The 15,525-nt window shown below is 64.5% G+C and carries 14 protein-coding genes; 6 read left to right on the top strand and 8 right to left on the bottom strand.

Annotated features, from left to right (window positions below; translation table 11 throughout):
* Positions 1 to 8 precede the first annotated feature (8 nt).
* The 6 genes from hydA to aptA all read right to left on the bottom strand — a co-directional run bounded on the left by hydA (position 9) and on the right by aptA (position 8,704).
* On the bottom strand, positions 9 to 1,400 hold the full coding sequence (gene hydA / locus AC1RDJ_RS10920; protein ID WP_493027436.1) for a dihydropyrimidinase: 1,392 nt from the start codon (positions 1,398 to 1,400) through the stop codon (positions 9 to 11).
* Between the two features lie 24 nt (positions 1,401 to 1,424).
* Positions 1,425 to 2,909 carry an NCS1 family nucleobase:cation symporter-1 gene (locus AC1RDJ_RS10915; protein WP_493027435.1) on the bottom strand — a complete coding sequence of 495 codons (1,485 nt, stop codon included), beginning with the start codon at positions 2,907 to 2,909 and terminating at the stop codon, positions 1,425 to 1,427.
* A 274-nt stretch (positions 2,910 to 3,183) separates the two neighbouring features.
* The gene (preA, locus tag AC1RDJ_RS10910) at positions 3,184 to 4,461 is read right to left on the bottom strand and encodes an NAD-dependent dihydropyrimidine dehydrogenase subunit PreA (protein WP_071325204.1); all 1,278 of its coding nucleotides are present in this window, start codon (positions 4,459 to 4,461) and stop codon (positions 3,184 to 3,186) included.
* A complete protein-coding gene (locus AC1RDJ_RS10905; RefSeq protein ID WP_493027434.1) occupies positions 4,461 to 5,828 on the bottom strand; it encodes an NAD(P)-dependent oxidoreductase in 1,368 nt (455 codons plus the stop codon). The genes preA and AC1RDJ_RS10905 overlap by 1 nt, the downstream gene beginning before the upstream one ends.
* A gap of 47 nt (positions 5,829 to 5,875) precedes the next feature.
* Positions 5,876 to 7,378, bottom strand: a complete 1,503-nt coding sequence (locus AC1RDJ_RS10900; protein WP_071325206.1) for a CoA-acylating methylmalonate-semialdehyde dehydrogenase — start codon at positions 7,376 to 7,378, stop codon at positions 5,876 to 5,878.
* Positions 7,379 to 7,387: 9 nt separating this feature from the next.
* On the bottom strand, positions 7,388 to 8,704 hold the full coding sequence (gene aptA / locus AC1RDJ_RS10895; RefSeq protein WP_493027433.1) for an omega-aminotransferase AptA: 1,317 nt from the start codon (positions 8,702 to 8,704) through the stop codon (positions 7,388 to 7,390).
* Between the two features lie 200 nt (positions 8,705 to 8,904).
* Between aptA and AC1RDJ_RS10890 the strand changes: the two genes are divergently transcribed.
* The 6 genes from AC1RDJ_RS10890 to AC1RDJ_RS10865 all read left to right on the top strand — a co-directional run bounded on the left by AC1RDJ_RS10890 (position 8,905) and on the right by AC1RDJ_RS10865 (position 13,829).
* Positions 8,905 to 10,374 carry an aminotransferase-like domain-containing protein gene (locus AC1RDJ_RS10890; protein ID WP_289888188.1) on the top strand — a complete coding sequence of 490 codons (1,470 nt, stop codon included), beginning with the start codon at positions 8,905 to 8,907 and terminating at the stop codon, positions 10,372 to 10,374.
* A gap of 9 nt (positions 10,375 to 10,383) precedes the next feature.
* The gene (locus AC1RDJ_RS10885; RefSeq protein WP_071325207.1) at positions 10,384 to 11,067 is read left to right on the top strand and encodes a TetR/AcrR family transcriptional regulator; all 684 of its coding nucleotides are present in this window, start codon (positions 10,384 to 10,386) and stop codon (positions 11,065 to 11,067) included.
* Between the two features lie 81 nt (positions 11,068 to 11,148).
* The gene (locus tag AC1RDJ_RS10880; RefSeq protein WP_493027432.1) at positions 11,149 to 11,664 is read left to right on the top strand and encodes a hypothetical protein; all 516 of its coding nucleotides are present in this window, start codon (positions 11,149 to 11,151) and stop codon (positions 11,662 to 11,664) included.
* Between the two features lie 143 nt (positions 11,665 to 11,807).
* The gene (locus tag AC1RDJ_RS10875) at positions 11,808 to 12,077 is read left to right on the top strand and encodes a hypothetical protein (RefSeq protein WP_493027431.1); all 270 of its coding nucleotides are present in this window, start codon (positions 11,808 to 11,810) and stop codon (positions 12,075 to 12,077) included.
* Positions 12,078 to 12,234: 157 nt separating this feature from the next.
* Positions 12,235 to 12,657 (top strand): VOC family protein, encoded by a 423-nt coding sequence (locus AC1RDJ_RS10870; protein ID WP_071325210.1) that lies wholly within the window; start codon positions 12,235 to 12,237, stop codon positions 12,655 to 12,657.
* Between the two features lie 11 nt (positions 12,658 to 12,668).
* Positions 12,669 to 13,829, top strand: a complete 1,161-nt coding sequence (locus AC1RDJ_RS10865) for a dipeptidase (RefSeq protein ID WP_493027430.1) — start codon at positions 12,669 to 12,671, stop codon at positions 13,827 to 13,829.
* 16 nt (positions 13,830 to 13,845) lie between these two features.
* Here the strand turns inward: AC1RDJ_RS10865 and AC1RDJ_RS10860 are convergent, their stop codons facing one another.
* Positions 13,846 to 15,057, bottom strand: a complete 1,212-nt coding sequence (locus tag AC1RDJ_RS10860; RefSeq protein WP_493027429.1) for a nucleoside deaminase — start codon at positions 15,055 to 15,057, stop codon at positions 13,846 to 13,848.
* A 19-nt stretch (positions 15,058 to 15,076) separates the two neighbouring features.
* Entirely contained in the window at positions 15,077 to 15,484 is a 408-nt protein-coding gene (locus AC1RDJ_RS10855; RefSeq protein WP_071325213.1) for a cytidine deaminase, read from the bottom strand.
* Positions 15,485 to 15,525 lie beyond the last annotated feature (41 nt).

The following is a 15,525-nucleotide window of genomic DNA, read 5'->3' as shown; positions in this document are numbered from 1 at the left end:
TCCTGAGTTCATGCGGTGGTGGCGGAAAACGCCGGGCGCTCGATATAGCGCCCCGCGCCCTCGACGGCCGTCAGCTCGCCCTGGCGGAACACCACCTTGCCGGCGGCAATCGTGGTGCTGGGGATGCCGCGCACGGTGCGTCCTTCGAAGACGTTGAAGCCTCCCCTGGCGAATTGCGTGGCGGCGGAAATCGTGCGCGTGCCCTGCGGATCCCACAGCACGATGTCGGCGTCGCTGCCCACTGCGACGACGCCCTTGCGCGGATACATATTGAAGATCTGCGCCGCGTTCGTCGACGAGACCTTGACGAATTCGGACGGCGTCAGCATGCCGGAATTGACGCCGGCGTCCCAGACCACGGCCATGCGCTCCTCGACGCCGCCGCAGCCGTTCGGGATGCGCGTGAAGTCCTGCTTGCCCGCCGCCTTCTGCTCGGCGCAAAAGGTGCAGTGGTCGGTCGCCGTCGTGTGCAGGTTGCCGCTTTGCAGGCCGTGCCACAGGGCCGATTGATGCTGCTTGCCGCGAAACGGCGGGCTCATGACATGGCCCGCCACGTAGTCGAAATCGTCGCTCTGGTAGACGCTGTCGTCGATCACCAGGTGGCCCGCCAGCGCTTCGCCATACACGCGCTGGCCATTCGCGCGCGCCCGCGTGATGGCGTCCAGCGATTCCGCGCACGAGACGTGCACGATGTACACGGGAGTATTCAAGACATTGGCGATCGCGATGGCGCGGTTGGCCGCCTCCGCCTCGACGGCCGGAGGGCGCGACAGCGGATGCGCCTGCGGTCCGGTAATCCCCTTCTTCAGCAAGGCTTGCTGCAATTGAAAAACCAGCTCGCCGTTTTCCGCATGCACGGTAGGCAGCGCGCCCAGCTCCAGCGAGCGGGTAAAGCTCTTTACCAGGGTTTCATCGTCGGCCATGATGGCGTTCTTATACGCCATGAAGTGCTTGAAGCTGTTCACGCCATGCTCGCGCACGAGGATGCCCATCTCTTCATGTACCTGCTCGCTCCACCAGGTGATCGCCACGTGGAAAGTGTAGTCGCCGGCCGCCTTGGCCGACCATGCGCGCCACTGGTGATAGGCCTCGATCAGCGACTGCTTCGGCGCGGGAATGACGAAGTCCATGATGGTGGTGGTGCCACCGGCCAGCCCCGCCGCCGTGCCCGTGTAAAAATCGTCGGATGTCACCGTCCCCATGAAGGGCAGGTTCATGTGCGTGTGCGTGTCTATCCCGCCCGGCATCACGTACTGGCCGCCCGCGTCGATCACGGTGGCGCCGGCCGGCACAGGCAGATTCTCGCCGACGGCGGCGATGGTATCGCCCTCGATGAGGACATCGGCGCGGAACGCGCGGTCGGCATTGACGACGGTACCGCCGCGTATGAGCATAGTCATATTGCTGTCTCCTCGTTTAGCGGGTCAGGCGAGCGGCGCCTGTTGCAAATGCGCCGCCGTCTTGCCCTTCATCATGACGCCGTAGACAACCGCGGCGATGGCCACGCCCACGAACCAGGCGTAGGTATAGACGGTCTTGAAGCCTTCGGCCACGTCGGGAAACGCCGTGGGAAAGGCCGCGTTCAGAAAACCGGGGATATTCGGCAGCACGGCGATGACGAAGGCGATCAGGGCCGCCATGTTCCAGCCCTTGCCATACGAGTACACGCCATCGTCGCGGTACAGCTGCCTGACGTCGAGCTGCGTCTTGCGCACAAAATAATAGTCGACGATGAGGATGCCGGCGATGGGCCCCAGCAGGGCCGAGTAGCCGATCAGCCACGTGAAGATGTAGCCCTGCGTCGATTCGAGCACCTTCCACGGCATCATGACGATGGCGATGAAGGCCGTGATATAACCGCCCATCTTGTACGAAATCTGCTTCGGCGCCAGCGAGGAAAAGTCGTACGCCGGTCCCACCAGGTTGGCCGCCAGGTTGACGCTGATCGTGTCGATCAAGAGGATGATCAGGGCGATCAGCACGGCGGCGCCCGTCATGCGGCTGGCCAGGTCGACGGGGTCCCAGATGGCCTTGCCGTACATGACGACGGAACCGGCCGTGACGATCACGGCCAGCATGGCGAGCAAGCCCATGGGCACTGGCAGGCCGATCGACTGGCCGATCACCTGGTCGCGCTGCGTCTTGGCGAAGCGCGTGAAGTCGGGAATGTTCAGCGCCAGGGTGGCCCAGAAGCCCACCATGGCGGTCAGCGATGGCCAGAAGACGCTCCAGAACTGGCCCGCCTTTTTACCGCCGGGGATGAATTGCGACGGCTGGTCCAGCAGGCTGGCCACGCCGCCCGCCTTGCTGTGCACCCAGTACAGCAGCACGAAGCAGATGAGGATTTTCAGCGGCGCCGTGTAGGTTTCGAGCTTGCGGATCGACTCCATGCCATGCAGGATGTAATAGAACTGGATGGCCCAGAAAGCCAGGAAACACAGCAGCTGGCTGCCGTTGATGCCCAGGCCCGCGATCTTCTCGCCGCCCAATTCATGCCCCACCAGCACGCCCATCAGGGTATAGATCATCTGGCCGCCGAACCAGGTCTGGATGCCGTACCAGCCGCAGGCGACGATGGCGCGCATCAGCGCCGGCAGCCGCGCGCCCATGGTGCCGAACGAGGCGCGCGCCAGCACCGCATACGGGATGCCGTACTTGGTGCCAGCATGGCCGATCAGCAGCATCGGCAGGAGCACGATGGCATTGGCGAGAAATACCGTGAGCACGGCCTGGTAGCCGGACATGCCGCTGTCGATCAGGCTGGCCGACAGGGTGTAGGCGGGAATGCACATCACCATGCCGACCCACAGCGCGGCGAAGTGATACCAGCGCCAGGTGCGCTGCGCCGCCGTGGTGGGCGCCAGGTCTTCATTCCAGAGTTGCGTGTTGCCTGAGTAGTCGTGGTTCACAGGGTTGCTCCATCGGTTAGACCGCTGGCGCGCGATGGCGCCAGGGATACGGCAATGTGGAAACGGCTGCAGCCTAGCTTACTGCAAAGATGGGCAACTGTTTACAAAATAAATGTACGCAAAAACTGTGCCTTGGGTTTCCCCGGCCAGACGCCAGCCCCGCAACGACGAACAGAAGCGTAGCGAGCGGCAGCGAATTGTGGCCGGGAAGGGCAACCGTGCCAGAGCACGGTGAGCATCACAGGCCGCAAGGCGCGACGCGCGGTAGCTTATGTCAGGCCGTCACCAATGCCCGTGGATTCCTGGGATCCTGCGTCCAGTTCATGTACGGCTTGCCCGTGGTCTGCGGCACCATCGTGATGCAGCCCTGCACCGGACAGGTGATTTCGCACAGGTTGCAGCCCACGCATTCATCCTTGATGACTTCATAGCTGCGCGTGCCGGCGGCGTCGATCAGCTGAGCGATGGCCTGGTGCGACGTGTCTTCGCAGGCGACATAGCACTTGCCGCACTTGATGCAGTCGTCCTGGTTGATCTGCGCGATGACCTGGTAATTCATGTCCAGGTATTTCCAGTCCGTCGTGTTGGCCACGGCCTTGCCGGCAAAGTCGCTGATGCGTTCATAGCCCTTTTCATCCATCCAGCGCGACAGGCCATCCTTCATCTCTTCGACGATGCGGAAGCCATGCAGCATGGCGGCCGTGCAGACCTGCACGCAGCCGGCGCCCAGGGCGATGAATTCGGCCGCGTCGCGCCAGTTGCCGATGCCGCCGATGCCGGAAATGGGCAAGCCGCGCGTCTGCGGATCGCGGGCGATTTCCGCCACCATGTTCAAGGCGATGGGTTTGACGGCCGCGCCGCAATAGCCGCCGTGCGTGCTGGCGCCGCCCACGATGGGCAAGGCCACCATGCGGTCCAGGTCCAGCGAGGTGATGGAATTGATGGTATTGATCAGCGAGACGGCATCGGCACCGCCCGCCTTGGCCGCGCGCGCCGGCATGCGCACGTCCGTGATGTTCGGCGTGAGCTTGACGATGACGGGCAGGCGGCTGTGCTTCTTGCACCAGGCGGTCACCATCTGCACGTATTCGGGCACCTGGCCCACGGCCGCGCCCATGCCCCGCTCCGGCATGCCGTGCGGGCAGCCGAAATTGAGTTCGATGCCGTCCGCGCCCGTGGCCTCGACCTTAGGCAGAATGTCGGCCCAGTAGTGCTCCTCGCACGGCAGCATCAGCGAGACGACGATGGCGCGGTCCGGCCAGTCCTTTTTCACCTGTGTGATTTCGCGCAGGTTGATCTCCAGCGAGCGGTCGGTGATCAGCTCGATGTTGTTGAAACCGACCACTTCGCGGTTCTTGCCGTACAGGGCCGAGTAGCGCGACGAGACATTGACGGCGGCCGGATCTTCACCCAGCGTCTTCCACACGACGCCGCCCCACCCGGCCTCGAAGGCGCGCACGACGTTGTAGGCCTTGTCGGTGGGCGGCGCGGACGCCAGCCAGAAGGGGTTCGGCGACTTGATGCCGCAAAATTCGATGCTGAGATCAGCCATTATGCAGCCTCCACTTTGGAAAGAAGATCGTGATGGATGGCCAGTGCGGCCAGCTTGCCATGCTGGACGGCCTGCACCGTCAAGTCCTGTCCCGGCGCCACGCAGTCGCCGCCCGCGTAAATTCCCGGCAGCACCGTGCGAAAACCCGCGTCGACGGCGATCTTGTCGCCCTCGCGCTGCAACAGCGCTGCCATGGGGTCCTGCAGCACTTCGGTATCGAGGCTCTGGCCGATGGCCTTGAAGATGGCGTCGGCCGCCACGTCGAACGTTTCGCCCGTGCCCGTCAAACGCCCGCCCTGCATGCGCGTTTTCTCGAAGCGCATGCCGGCCACATGGCCATGAGCATCGAGCAGCACCTGCTGCGGCTGGGCCCACGTCAGCATGCGCACCTGGTTGGCCTTGGCGATTTCCTGTTCGTGGTGGGTGGCCGTCATGGCATCGAAGCCGCGCCGGTACACGAGGGTCACTTCCTCGGCGCCCAGGCGCTGGATTTGCACGGCCATGTCGATAGCCGTATTGCCGGCGCCAATCACGATGGCCCGCTTCGGCACGGGCAGCGCGGCCAGGTCGTCCGCCTGGCGCAGTGCGGCGATGTAGTCGACGGCGGCCAGCAGGCCGGGGGCATCCTCGCCCGTCAGGCCCAGCTTGCGGCTGGCACCCAGGCCCAGGCCGAGGAAGACGGCGTCATACTGCGCATGCAGCTCGCGCAGGTGCACGTGCTCGCCCAGCGCCTGGCGACATCGGATGGCGATGCCGCCTATGCCCAACAGGAAGTCGACTTCCTTCTGCGCGAAATCGTCCGTCAGCTTGTACTTGGCGATGCCGTATTCATTCAGGCCACCGGCCTTGCCGTCCTTTTCAAAGATCACCACGTCGTGGCCCAGCATGGCCAGGCGGTGCGCGCACGACAGGCCGGCCGGACCCGCGCCGACGACGGCGATGGTCTTGCCCGTGGCAGGTGCCCGCCTGAACGGGTGCTGCGCAAAATGCATGTGATCGACGGCGTAGCGCTGCAGCAGGCCGATTTTGACGGGCTGGCCTTCCGCGTCGTGGTTGCGCACGCAGACATCCTCGCACAGGATTTCCGTCGGACAGACCCTGGCGCAGCTGCCGCCCAGGATATTCTGCTTGAGGATACCGGCGGCGGCGCCGTTAATGTTCCTGTCGTGGATATTGCGGATGAAGCTGGCCACGTCGATTTCCGACGGACAGATGCGGCTGCACGGCGCGTCGTAGCAATACAGGCAGCGCGCGCTTTCGATGGCTGCCTGGCGCGCCGTCAACGGCGGCGCCAGGTCCGTGAAATGGCCCGCCAGTTCCTCGTTGGGCAGGCTCGGATGCGGCAAATAGTTCAGGGACTCGATCATCGCGTTTTCCTTCTCTTATCCTGCGGTGGATTTGTAGTGTGTAACCATCACTTCATCTGGGGAAAAGCAAATTCCACACCAGCGCTGGCCGTGTTGGGCCAGCGCTGCATCACGGCCTTGTGACGCGTATAGAAACGCACGCCTTCGGGGCCATAGGCGTGATGGTCGCCGAACATGCTGCGCTTCCAGCCGCCGAAGCTGTTGAAGGCCATCGGCACGGGCAGTGGTACGTTGACACCCACCATGCCGACCTGGATCTGGCGCACGAATTCGCGCGCCACGCCGCCGTCGCGCGTGTAGATGGCCACGCCGTTGCCGTACTCGTTGGCGTTGATCAGCTCCACCGCATGCACCACGTCAGGACACCGGAGCACGCACAGCACGGGGCCAAAAATTTCTTCCTTGTAGATGCTCATGTCGCGCGTTACATGGTCGAACAGCGTGCCGCCGACGAAGAAGCCATTCTCGCGGCCCGGCACCACATGATTGCGGCCATCGACGACGAGGGTCGCGCCCTGCTCCACGCCGGAGGCGATCAGCTTTTCGATGCGCTGCTTGGCGGCCAGCGATACCACGGGCCCCATTTCGGCTCCCTCTGCCATGCCGTCGCGCACTTTCAGTGCGGCCGTGCGCGTTGCCAGTGCATCGATCAACTTGTCGCCCGCGTCGCCCACGGCCACGACGACGGAGATGGCCATGCAGCGTTCGCCCGCCGAACCGTAAGCGGCGCCGATCAGGGCGTCGACCGTCATGTCCATGTCGGCGTCGGGCATCACCACCATGTGGTTCTTCGCGCCGCCCAGCGCCTGCACGCGCTTGCCGCTGGCGCTGCCGCGCGCATAGATATATTCGGCGATCGGCGTCGAGCCCACAAAGCTGATCGCCTGCACCACGGGATGGTCGAGCAAGGCGTCGACCGTGACCTTGTCGCCCTGCACCACGTTGAAGACGCCGTCGGGCAAGCCTGCCTGCTTGAGCAGTTGCGCATGCAGCAGGGACGCGGACGGGTCGCGCTCGGACGGTTTCAGGACAAAGGTATTGCCGCAGGCGATGGCGACGGGGAACATCCACATCGGCACCATCACGGGAAAGTTGAATGGCGTGATGCCGGCCACCACGCCCAGCGCCTGGCGCATGGACCAGGCGTCGATGCCGCGCGAAATCTGGTCCGTGAATTCGCCTTTCAGCAGCTGCGGTATGCCGACGGCAAACTCCACCATCTCGATGCCGCGCGCCACCTCGCCCTGCGCATCGGCAAAGGTCTTGCCATGCTCGCGCGTGAGCATGGCGGCAAATTCGTCCGTGTGCTGCTGGCACAGCTGCAGATAGCGGAACAGGACGCGGGCGCGCGTCAGCGGCGGCGTGGCCGACCACGAGGGGAAGGCGGCGGCCGCAGCCTGCACGGCAGCGTCGACATCGTCGCTGGTGCCCAGCGCCACCCTGGCCACGGGCAGGCCCAGCGCGGGGTTGTAGACGTCGCCATAGCGGCCGCTGGCGGTGTCGACTTTGGCGCCATTGATGTAGTGGGTGATGGTGTCGAGATCGGTCATGAATGTTCCTTAGTCGAGGTTTTTCAGCACCGTCGCCAGCTTGCCGAACAGCTCGTCGACGTGCTGTTTTTCCAGTACCAGCGGCGGCGACAGGGCGATGATGTCGCCGGTGGTGCGTATCAGCACGCCGTCGGCGAACGCCTGCTTGAAGGCGTTGAAGGCGCGCGTGCCCGGTTTTCCCGCGATGGGATCAAGCTCGATGCCGGCGATCAGGCCGATGCTGCGCAAGTCGATCACATGCGGCAAGCCCTTGAGCGAATGCACGGCATCGCCCCAGTAGGCCTGCATGCTTTTCGCATGATCGAGGATGTCCTGCTCCTCGAATACCTGCAAGGTGGCCAGCGAGGCGGCGCAGGCCAGCGGGTGGCCCGAGTACGTGTAGCCGTGGAACAGTTCGATGCCGGCCGGCGCATCCATGAAGGCGTCGTGGATGTATTTTTTGCTGAAGACGGCGCCCATCGGCACCATGCCGTTGGTCAGGCCCTTGGCCGTCGTCATCAGGTCAGGCTCGACGTCGAAATAATCGGCGGCGAACGGCGTCGTCATGCGGCCAAAACCCGTGATGACTTCATCGAAGATGAGCAGGATGCCGTGCTTGGTGCACAGCTCGCGCAAGCGCTTCAGATAGCCTTTCGGCGGGATCAGCACACCCGTGGAACCGGCCACCGGTTCGACGATGACGGCGGCAATCGTCGAGGCGTCGTGCAGTGCGACGATGCGTTCGAGTTCATCGGCCAGGTGCGTGCCGTATTCGGGTTCGCCGCGCGTGTAGGCGTTCTGCTCCAGGTTATGCGTGTGCGGCAGGTGGTCCACCCCGGGCAGCAAGGGGCCGAAGGTCTTGCGGTTGCCGCCGATGCCGCCCACGGAGATGCCGCCAAAGCCCACGCCGTGATAGCCGCGCTCGCGGCCGATCAATCGCGTGCGTGCGCCCTCGCCGCGCGCCCGGTGGTAGGCCAGCGCGATCTTCAGGGCCGTGTCCACGGCTTCGGAACCGGAGTTCGTGTAGAAGACATGGCCGAACTTGTGGCCCGTGTAGTCCATCAGTTTTTCCGCCAGGTCGAAGGCGGCCGGATGGCCCATCTGGAAGGTGGGGGCGAAGTCGAGCTGGCCCACCATTTCGCGGATGGCGCCGACGATTTTCGGCTGTGCATGGCCGCAGGGCACGCACCACAGGCCGGCCGTGCCATCGAGGATGCTGTTGCCGTCGACATCCTTGTAATGCATGCCTTCGGCCGAGACGAGCAGGCGCGGATGGGACTTGAAGTCGCGGTTGTTGGTAAATGGCATCCAGAATGCCGACATCGATTCCGGCCTTGTTTCGTTCATGACCTTCTCCTTGGAATGGGCTGCCGCGGCGCCAAGATCGTTTTTGACGAAGCGCAAAATAATTTACCAGTTGGCAAAAAGCTGATGTAATAATAGACAGGCCATCCCATCTGGCACAGATACACAAACGGCAAAGTATCCCAACCGTACAGGTCGGAAAACCACTACAGTTTTGTGCAAGGCAGCATAAGGAGCCACCGGTGACGCACAACGTGAAGCAGGACGAGGGCGAAGGTAACGCCAGCGGCTGGCCCGTGCTGGAGATCGGCCGCCACAAGAAGGGCGGCCTGGTCGAGCAGATCGTCATCGCCATCAGCGTCATGGTGGGTAGCCGTGCCCTGCGCATCGGCACCAAAATGCCGTCCGTGCGCCAGTTCGCCAAGTGCAATGGCGTGTCCACCTTCACCGTCGTCGAATCGTATGACCGCCTGGTCAACCTGGGCCTGCTGTCGTCGCGGCGCGGTTCCGGCTATTTCGTCGCGCGCCACGACATCGCCGCCTCGCCGCAGGGGGCCCTCATTGCCAGCACCCTTGCGAGCCCCACCGCCATCGACGCCCTCACGCCGGACCTGTATTCGGGCGTGTCGGAAGCGCTGCCCGTGGGCGCCGGCTGGCTGCCGCCCGAGATGTATGGCGAGGCGACCGTGCTCGATGCCGTGCGCCAGGCCATGCGCATTCCCGCCAGCCGGCTGCGCGGCTATGGCCATCCGCTCGGTTTTCCCTCGCTGCGCCAGCACCTGGCCGCCACCTTGTCCGAAGACCTGTTCCAGGTGGAGGCGGACCAGGTCTTGCTCACGCATGGCGCCACCCACGCCTTCGACTTGATCCTGCGCAGCCTGACCAAGCCGGGCGACACGGTGCTGGTGGAAGATCCCGGCTACAGCAATCTGCAGTCGCTGATCCGCCACCACGGCTGCATCCCCGTGGGCATTGCGCGCGGCGAGGCGGGCCTGGACCTCGATGCGCTGGCCGCGGAAGCGGCCCGCACGCAGCCCAAGCTGATGTTCGTCAATACGGTGCTGCAAAATCCGCTGGGTACCTCGCTGAGCCAGGCGCAGGCGCACCGCCTGCTGGCGCTGGCCGAGCAATTCGATTTCTGGCTGGTGGAGGACGATATCTACCGCGAACTGGCGGCGCGCGGCGAAGCGTCGCTGGCGGCCATGGACGGCTTGCGCCGCGTGATCCGCGTGGGCAGTTTTTCCAAGACCCTGTCGCCCGTGCTGCGCGTCGGCTCCATCTGCGCCTCGCCGTCGCTGGTCGCCGAACTGGTGCGCGTCAAAATGCTGACCGGCCTGACGACGTCGGAAATCAACGAGCGCGCCGCCTACCACGCCGTTTCCGCGCGGCCCTACAAGCGCATGGTGGAACGGCTGGTGGCGCAACTCGATGCGGCCCGCGAGCGCAGCATCGATTGCCTGGCGCAGGCCGGCATGGCGCCCGTGGCGCGCCCGCGTGGCGGCATGTTCGTCAGCGCCGGCTGGCCCGACATCCAGACACCGGAATGGAATGGCAAGGTCGTCGCCGACCAGGCCCTGAAGGCGGGCATCCTGCTATCGCCCAATGAATTTTTCATGCTGCGCGCGCCCGAGACCGTGTGGTTCCGTTTCAACGTGGCCTACACGGACACGCCCGTGCTGCTGGCATTCCTGCAATCGATCCGCCCCCGCTAGAGAGTTCCCATGGCCAGCGATAAATCCCCTGCCCTCCCTGTGAAGAATGCCGGTGGCCGGCGCCTGCAAAACCGCGACCGCCTGGAGGCGGACATCCTGGAACAGGCCGTGCGCGTGTTCGCCGAGAGCGGCTACGAAGGCGCATCGATCGCCGCCATCGCCGAGCGGGCCGGCATGTCGAAGCAAAACCTCATGTATTACTTCCCCTCCAAGCAGCAGCTGTACCAGCGCGTGCTCGACGACGTGCTCGACGACTGGCTGGCGCGCATGGACAGCCTGGCCAGCGCCGGCGACCAGGCGGCGCCGCAGGACATGCTGCGCGCCTACATCGGCGCCAAGCTGCGTTTTTCGCGCGAACAGCCGTGGGCGTCGCGCGTATATGCGCTCGAAGTGATCAATGGCGCGCCCCTGTACGGCGCGCAGATACGCGAACGTGTCGTGCCCCTGCTGCGCAAGGATATCGGCATCTTCGAGGAATGGATCGCGGCCGGCAGGATCGCGCCCGTGAATGCCACGCACCTGATGTTCACGATCTGGGCCATGACCCAGTCCTATGCGGATTTTTCGGCGCAGATGACGCTGGTGCTCGAGCGCAAGCAGCTCAGCCGCAAGGACTACGATGACGCCGAGCAACTGATCGTGCAGATGGTGCTGGCGGCCATCGCCCTGCCTGCCGCGCAGCCCCTCCCGTGATGAAATTTCCAAGAAACAAACTTCCAGTGATAGCATGGCGCGCTGGAGCTTTTGCGATATTTCACGGGATAAGGAACAGGCATGACACATTGGTTATCGGCGCACGGCGCCTCATTGCTGGGCAAGACGGCCTGCGCGGCGCTGCTGGCACTGGCCTCAGGGGCGCAGGCGCAGACATTTGGCATGATCGAGAACCAGCCGCTGAGCGAGACGTGGCTCAATGCGGGCTTTTATTCATACCATTTTCAGCGCGACAAGAATCTGAACGACAGCAACCCCGGTCTGGGCGCTGAATACCGCTTTTCCACCGTGGCCTCGGCCACGGCCGGACGCTTCTACAATAGCGACCGCGCCTACTCGAACTACCTGGGCGTGTACTACCAGCCCATCAAGATGGGCCCGTTTCGTGTCGGCGCCGTCGTCGGCGGTTTCAGCGGCTATCCGAAGATGCGCGATGGCGGCTGGTTCCCGGCCCTGGTCCCCACCATCAGCTATGAATACCAGCGCGTGGGCGTGAATATCGCCATCGTGCCTTCCTACAAGGACCGCTTGTACGGCGCGCTCAGTTTCCAGCTGAAACTGAAGGTATTCGAATAGCCGTCTGTCCCGGCCTGTCGCCGTTCGCGCCGCCATTCCTGCCATTCATCGCATGCGCGATGACCGCCAGCGGCGTTTTGCCTATAGTGGTTTCATCGCCAGCATGCATACGGCAGCGGCAACCACGACGACAGGAGAACAGCATGAAAGACATCAATTCGGCACCGGGCAGCACTTCCTTCAGCGCGTTCTGGAACGAACTGTGCGCCTATGTGCGCCAGGGCATGGCCGCCCTGCGCGCCATGCCCTGGCCCATGCTGCTGGCGTGCTGCCTGGGCCTGGCGTTCCTGATCACCATCTTGCCGCTGGCCATCATGTTGTTTGCCCTCGTCATGCTGCTGAGATGGGCAAGCAACAGCGACGACACGAGCGCGGAGACGAAGGCGGCCGGTTCGCAGCAGTCGCCACAATAAAAGTTCGTGGCGGCAGAGGTGCCGCATGGCATTTGTGGCACTATATGGGCGCCGCACTGACGGGTATCAATGACCATCCCGATGGATGGCCGGGATACCGAACGCCGCGTGCGCGGGACGATCCAAACTACTCCCCATCTGCCATAGGAGTTTTCCGATGACCACGACAGCAAAAGCCACAGCCTGCACCACCATTCCCTGTCTGCGCTACAACGATGCCCCGGCCGCCATCGAATGGCTGTGCACGGCGCTCGGTTTTGAAAAACAATTGATCGTGCCGGACGGTAACGGTGGCGTCGCCCATGCGCAACTGAGCTTTGGCCATGGCATGGTCATGGTGGCGCCCGCCATCGCCAGCGACTACGGCCGCCTGATGAAGCTGCCCGGCGAAGTCGGCGGCGCCAATACGCAAAGCTGCTACCTGGTCGTCAGCGACGCCGACGCCGTCTACCGCAGCGCGCGCGAGGCCGGCGCCGACATCGTGCTCGACATCAAGGATGAAGATTACGGCGGACGGGGCTTTACCTGCCGCGACCCGGAAGGCCACATCTGGAGCCTGGGCACCTACGACCCATGGTGAAACGGAGAACAATGATCATCAGTACCATCGCCGCCGCCAGCCTTCTGGTCGGCGGCTTCCTGTCCGCCCCCGGGCTGGTCGACCGGCAAATGAACCAGGTCTACCCCTATTCCGCCAAGGCGCCGTCGCGCGACACCCTGGCCCTGCACCAGCGCCTGTGGATCGCCGACCTGCATGCGGACAGCCTGCTGTGGCAGCGCGACCTGAACCGCTCAGGCAAGCATGGCCATGTGGACTTCCCCCGCCTGCAACAAGGCAATGTCGCGCTGCAGGCGTTTTCCGTCGTCACCAAGACGCCGCGCAAGATGAATATCGAGCGCAACGGCAGCGACACGGACAACATCACGGCGCTGGTGGTGGCGCAGGGCTTGCCGCCAGCCACCTGGAACAGCCTGCTGGCGCGCGCCACCTACCAGGCCGACGAGCTGCGCCGGCTGGCAGGCAAGAGCGATGGCAAGGTCAGCGTCATCGGCAGCCGCGCCCAGCTGCGCAGCTTCATCGCGGCGCGCGAAAAAGATCCTGCCCTGCTGGCCGGCTGGCTGACGCTGGAAGGCGCGCATGCGCTCGAAGGCAAGCTGGACAACCTCGATACCCTGTACAAGGCGGGCTACCGCATGGCGGCGCCCACGCACTTCTTCGACACGGAATTATCGGGTTCCCAGCATGGCCTGAAAAAAGGCGGCTTGACGCCGCTGGGCAGACAATGGCTGCGCGCCATGGAGCAGCGCAGGATGATCGTCGACCTGGCGCATGCCTCGCCGGCCACCATCGACGACGTCCTGGGCCTGGCGCAACGCCCCGTGATGGTCTCGCACACGGGCGTGCGCGGCACCTGCGCCAATGGGCGCAACCTCAGCGACAGCCAGTTGAAACGCATCGCCGCCCAGGGTGGGCTGGTGGGGATCGGTTTCTGGAATACGGCCGTCTGCGGCAAGGACGTGGCGGCCATCGCGCGCGCCATCAAGTACACGGTCAAGCTGATCGGCGCCGAACACGTGGCCTACGGTTCCGACTTCGATGGCGCCGTCACCACCGCCATCGACGCGGCCGGCCTGCCGCGATTGACGCAGGCGCTGCTGGATGCTGGCCTGTCCGAGGCCCAGATCCGCCGCATCGCCGGTGAAAACGTGCGCGACTTCCTGCTGAAAAACCTGCCCGACGATGACGCTTGAGCAGCTGAACCGGCGCCTAGCCTAGCGCCGTGACCAAGGCCTGGTCCGCCACCTGGCGCGGCCGGATCCGGATCAGGCTGCGGTACAGGGGCGGCATGGCGCCGCACAGCGCCAGCAGCGCGTCTTCATCCATGGCCGGGCGCACGTACTGGAATTGCGCCGGATTACTCTCGGGTAGCGCCCCTTCCATGGTGGAACCGTAGGCGCCCAGGGTCATGAAACTGGCGGCGCTGTCGTCCGGGCCGATGGCCAGCACGAAGGTGCCATGCTTGGGATGGCCCAGATAACTCTTGATGTCTTCCTGCAGCGCCGGTTCGGCGCCCGCCATCAATTCATAGCGCAGTTGCGCATACTGGCGCGTGCACTCCATGAATGGCGTGCGAATGAGGGAGCGTGCCAGCTGGCCCGGCATGCACAGCAGCAGGTTGCCGAAGGAGTCGAGCAAGGCGGCCGCGTCGCCCTGGCCGCCATCGCGCGCATCCTGTTCCATGGCCGCCTGCAGGAACGGCGCCAGGCCGGCGTCGGGCGCATGCGGCGTGCAGCGGTAAGTCAGCGCATCGGGATAGCGGCGGCGCAAGGCGCGCACCACCGGATGCTCGGCGGGCAAGGTGGCCGGATCGCGCCGTTGCCCGTCATCGCCGGCGTTCAGCAGCTGCATCACCTGCGCCGACGTCGACTCGAACACCAGCGAGCACAGGGCCTGCGTCGCCTCGTGGATGCTCTTGCCGATGAAAAAAGATCTGGGTGCGGCGCCGGACGGGGCGCGCGCATAGTCGGTGGCGCCGCGCACGGCCGGATAGCAGAAGCTGCGGCCAGCCTGCGCCTGCAGCGGCGCCGGCAAGGCCGTGAAACTGGCGGCGCCATCGTAATTGATGCCGGCCTTGACATCGGGCGCGGCGACCACCACGTTGAAACCGGCGGCCAGGATCGCCCCCGTGCACATGCAGCACGGATCGAGCGAGGTGACGATGGTCAGTTCGCCGGGCGGCGGCAGGGGCGTGCCCTTGGCCCGTTCGGCGAAATACCAGTCCACCAGCTGGCGCTCGCCATGCGCGGTAGGATCGAACACGAGGCCCTGGCGCACGACGTTGTTGTGCATCGATTGCAGCACATTGCCGGCGCCATCGAGCAGCACGCCGCCCACGCCGAAGGTGCCCTGCGTCTTGGCGGCCAGGGCTTCGGCCGCGGCGATGGCCACGGCGGCCTGGATATCGATCGTCTTGTTCAAGCGGATGCCATTGCCTAATTTACTTCATGTCCAGGTCGGAATTGCCGAAACCGTGCGGCAGCAGCCAGCCCGCCGTCACTTCCATGACATCGTTTTTCAGGTTCGTCAGGATCACCGGCAGGTCGGCGCCGCCCATTTCGAAGATCACCTGGCGGCAGGCGCCGCACGGAGAAATCGGTTCGGCCGTATCGCCCGTGACGGCCAGTTTGGCGAAATCGCCTGGCTTGCAGCCATGCGCGACGGCGCTGAAAAATGCCGTGCGCTCGGCGCAGTTGCACAGGCCATAGGCGGCGTTTTCCACGTTACAGCCACGGAAGACGCGGCCATCCTTGCACAGCAGGGCCGCGCCCACCTTGAAACGCGAGTAGGGCGCGTAAGCCAGTTCACGGCCGGCGTTGGCTTCGGCGATCAGTTCTTGGTTGTTCATTTGATTATTTACCTGTAAAACCCGCAATGGCCGGGGTCGTA

Source organism: Janthinobacterium sp. GW822-FHT07H10 (assembly GCF_058798675.1).
This window is presented reverse-complemented; position numbering and strand designations above follow the sequence as displayed.

Coding starts and splice junctions, on each gene's coding strand:
- preA (WP_071325204.1), bottom strand. CDS start 4,461: ATGGCTGATCTCAGCATCGAATTTTGCGGCATCAAGTCGCCGAACCCC.
- aptA (WP_493027433.1), bottom strand. CDS start 8,704: ATGAACGAAACAAGGCCGGAATCGATGTCGGCATTCTGGATGCCATTT.
- AC1RDJ_RS10855 (WP_071325213.1), bottom strand. CDS start 15,484: ATGAACAACCAAGAACTGATCGCCGAAGCCAACGCCGGCCGTGAACTG.
- AC1RDJ_RS10905 (WP_493027434.1), bottom strand. CDS start 5,828: ATGATCGAGTCCCTGAACTATTTGCCGCATCCGAGCCTGCCCAACGAG.
- AC1RDJ_RS10880 (WP_493027432.1), top strand. CDS start 11,149: ATGACACATTGGTTATCGGCGCACGGCGCCTCATTGCTGGGCAAGACG.
- hydA (WP_493027436.1), bottom strand. CDS start 1,400: ATGACTATGCTCATACGCGGCGGTACCGTCGTCAATGCCGACCGCGCG.
- AC1RDJ_RS10875 (WP_493027431.1), top strand. CDS start 11,808: ATGAAAGACATCAATTCGGCACCGGGCAGCACTTCCTTCAGCGCGTTC.
- AC1RDJ_RS10870 (WP_071325210.1), top strand. CDS start 12,235: ATGACCACGACAGCAAAAGCCACAGCCTGCACCACCATTCCCTGTCTG.
- AC1RDJ_RS10900 (WP_071325206.1), bottom strand. CDS start 7,378: ATGACCGATCTCGACACCATCACCCACTACATCAATGGCGCCAAAGTC.
- AC1RDJ_RS10865 (WP_493027430.1), top strand. CDS start 12,669: ATGATCATCAGTACCATCGCCGCCGCCAGCCTTCTGGTCGGCGGCTTC.
- AC1RDJ_RS10885 (WP_071325207.1), top strand. CDS start 10,384: ATGGCCAGCGATAAATCCCCTGCCCTCCCTGTGAAGAATGCCGGTGGC.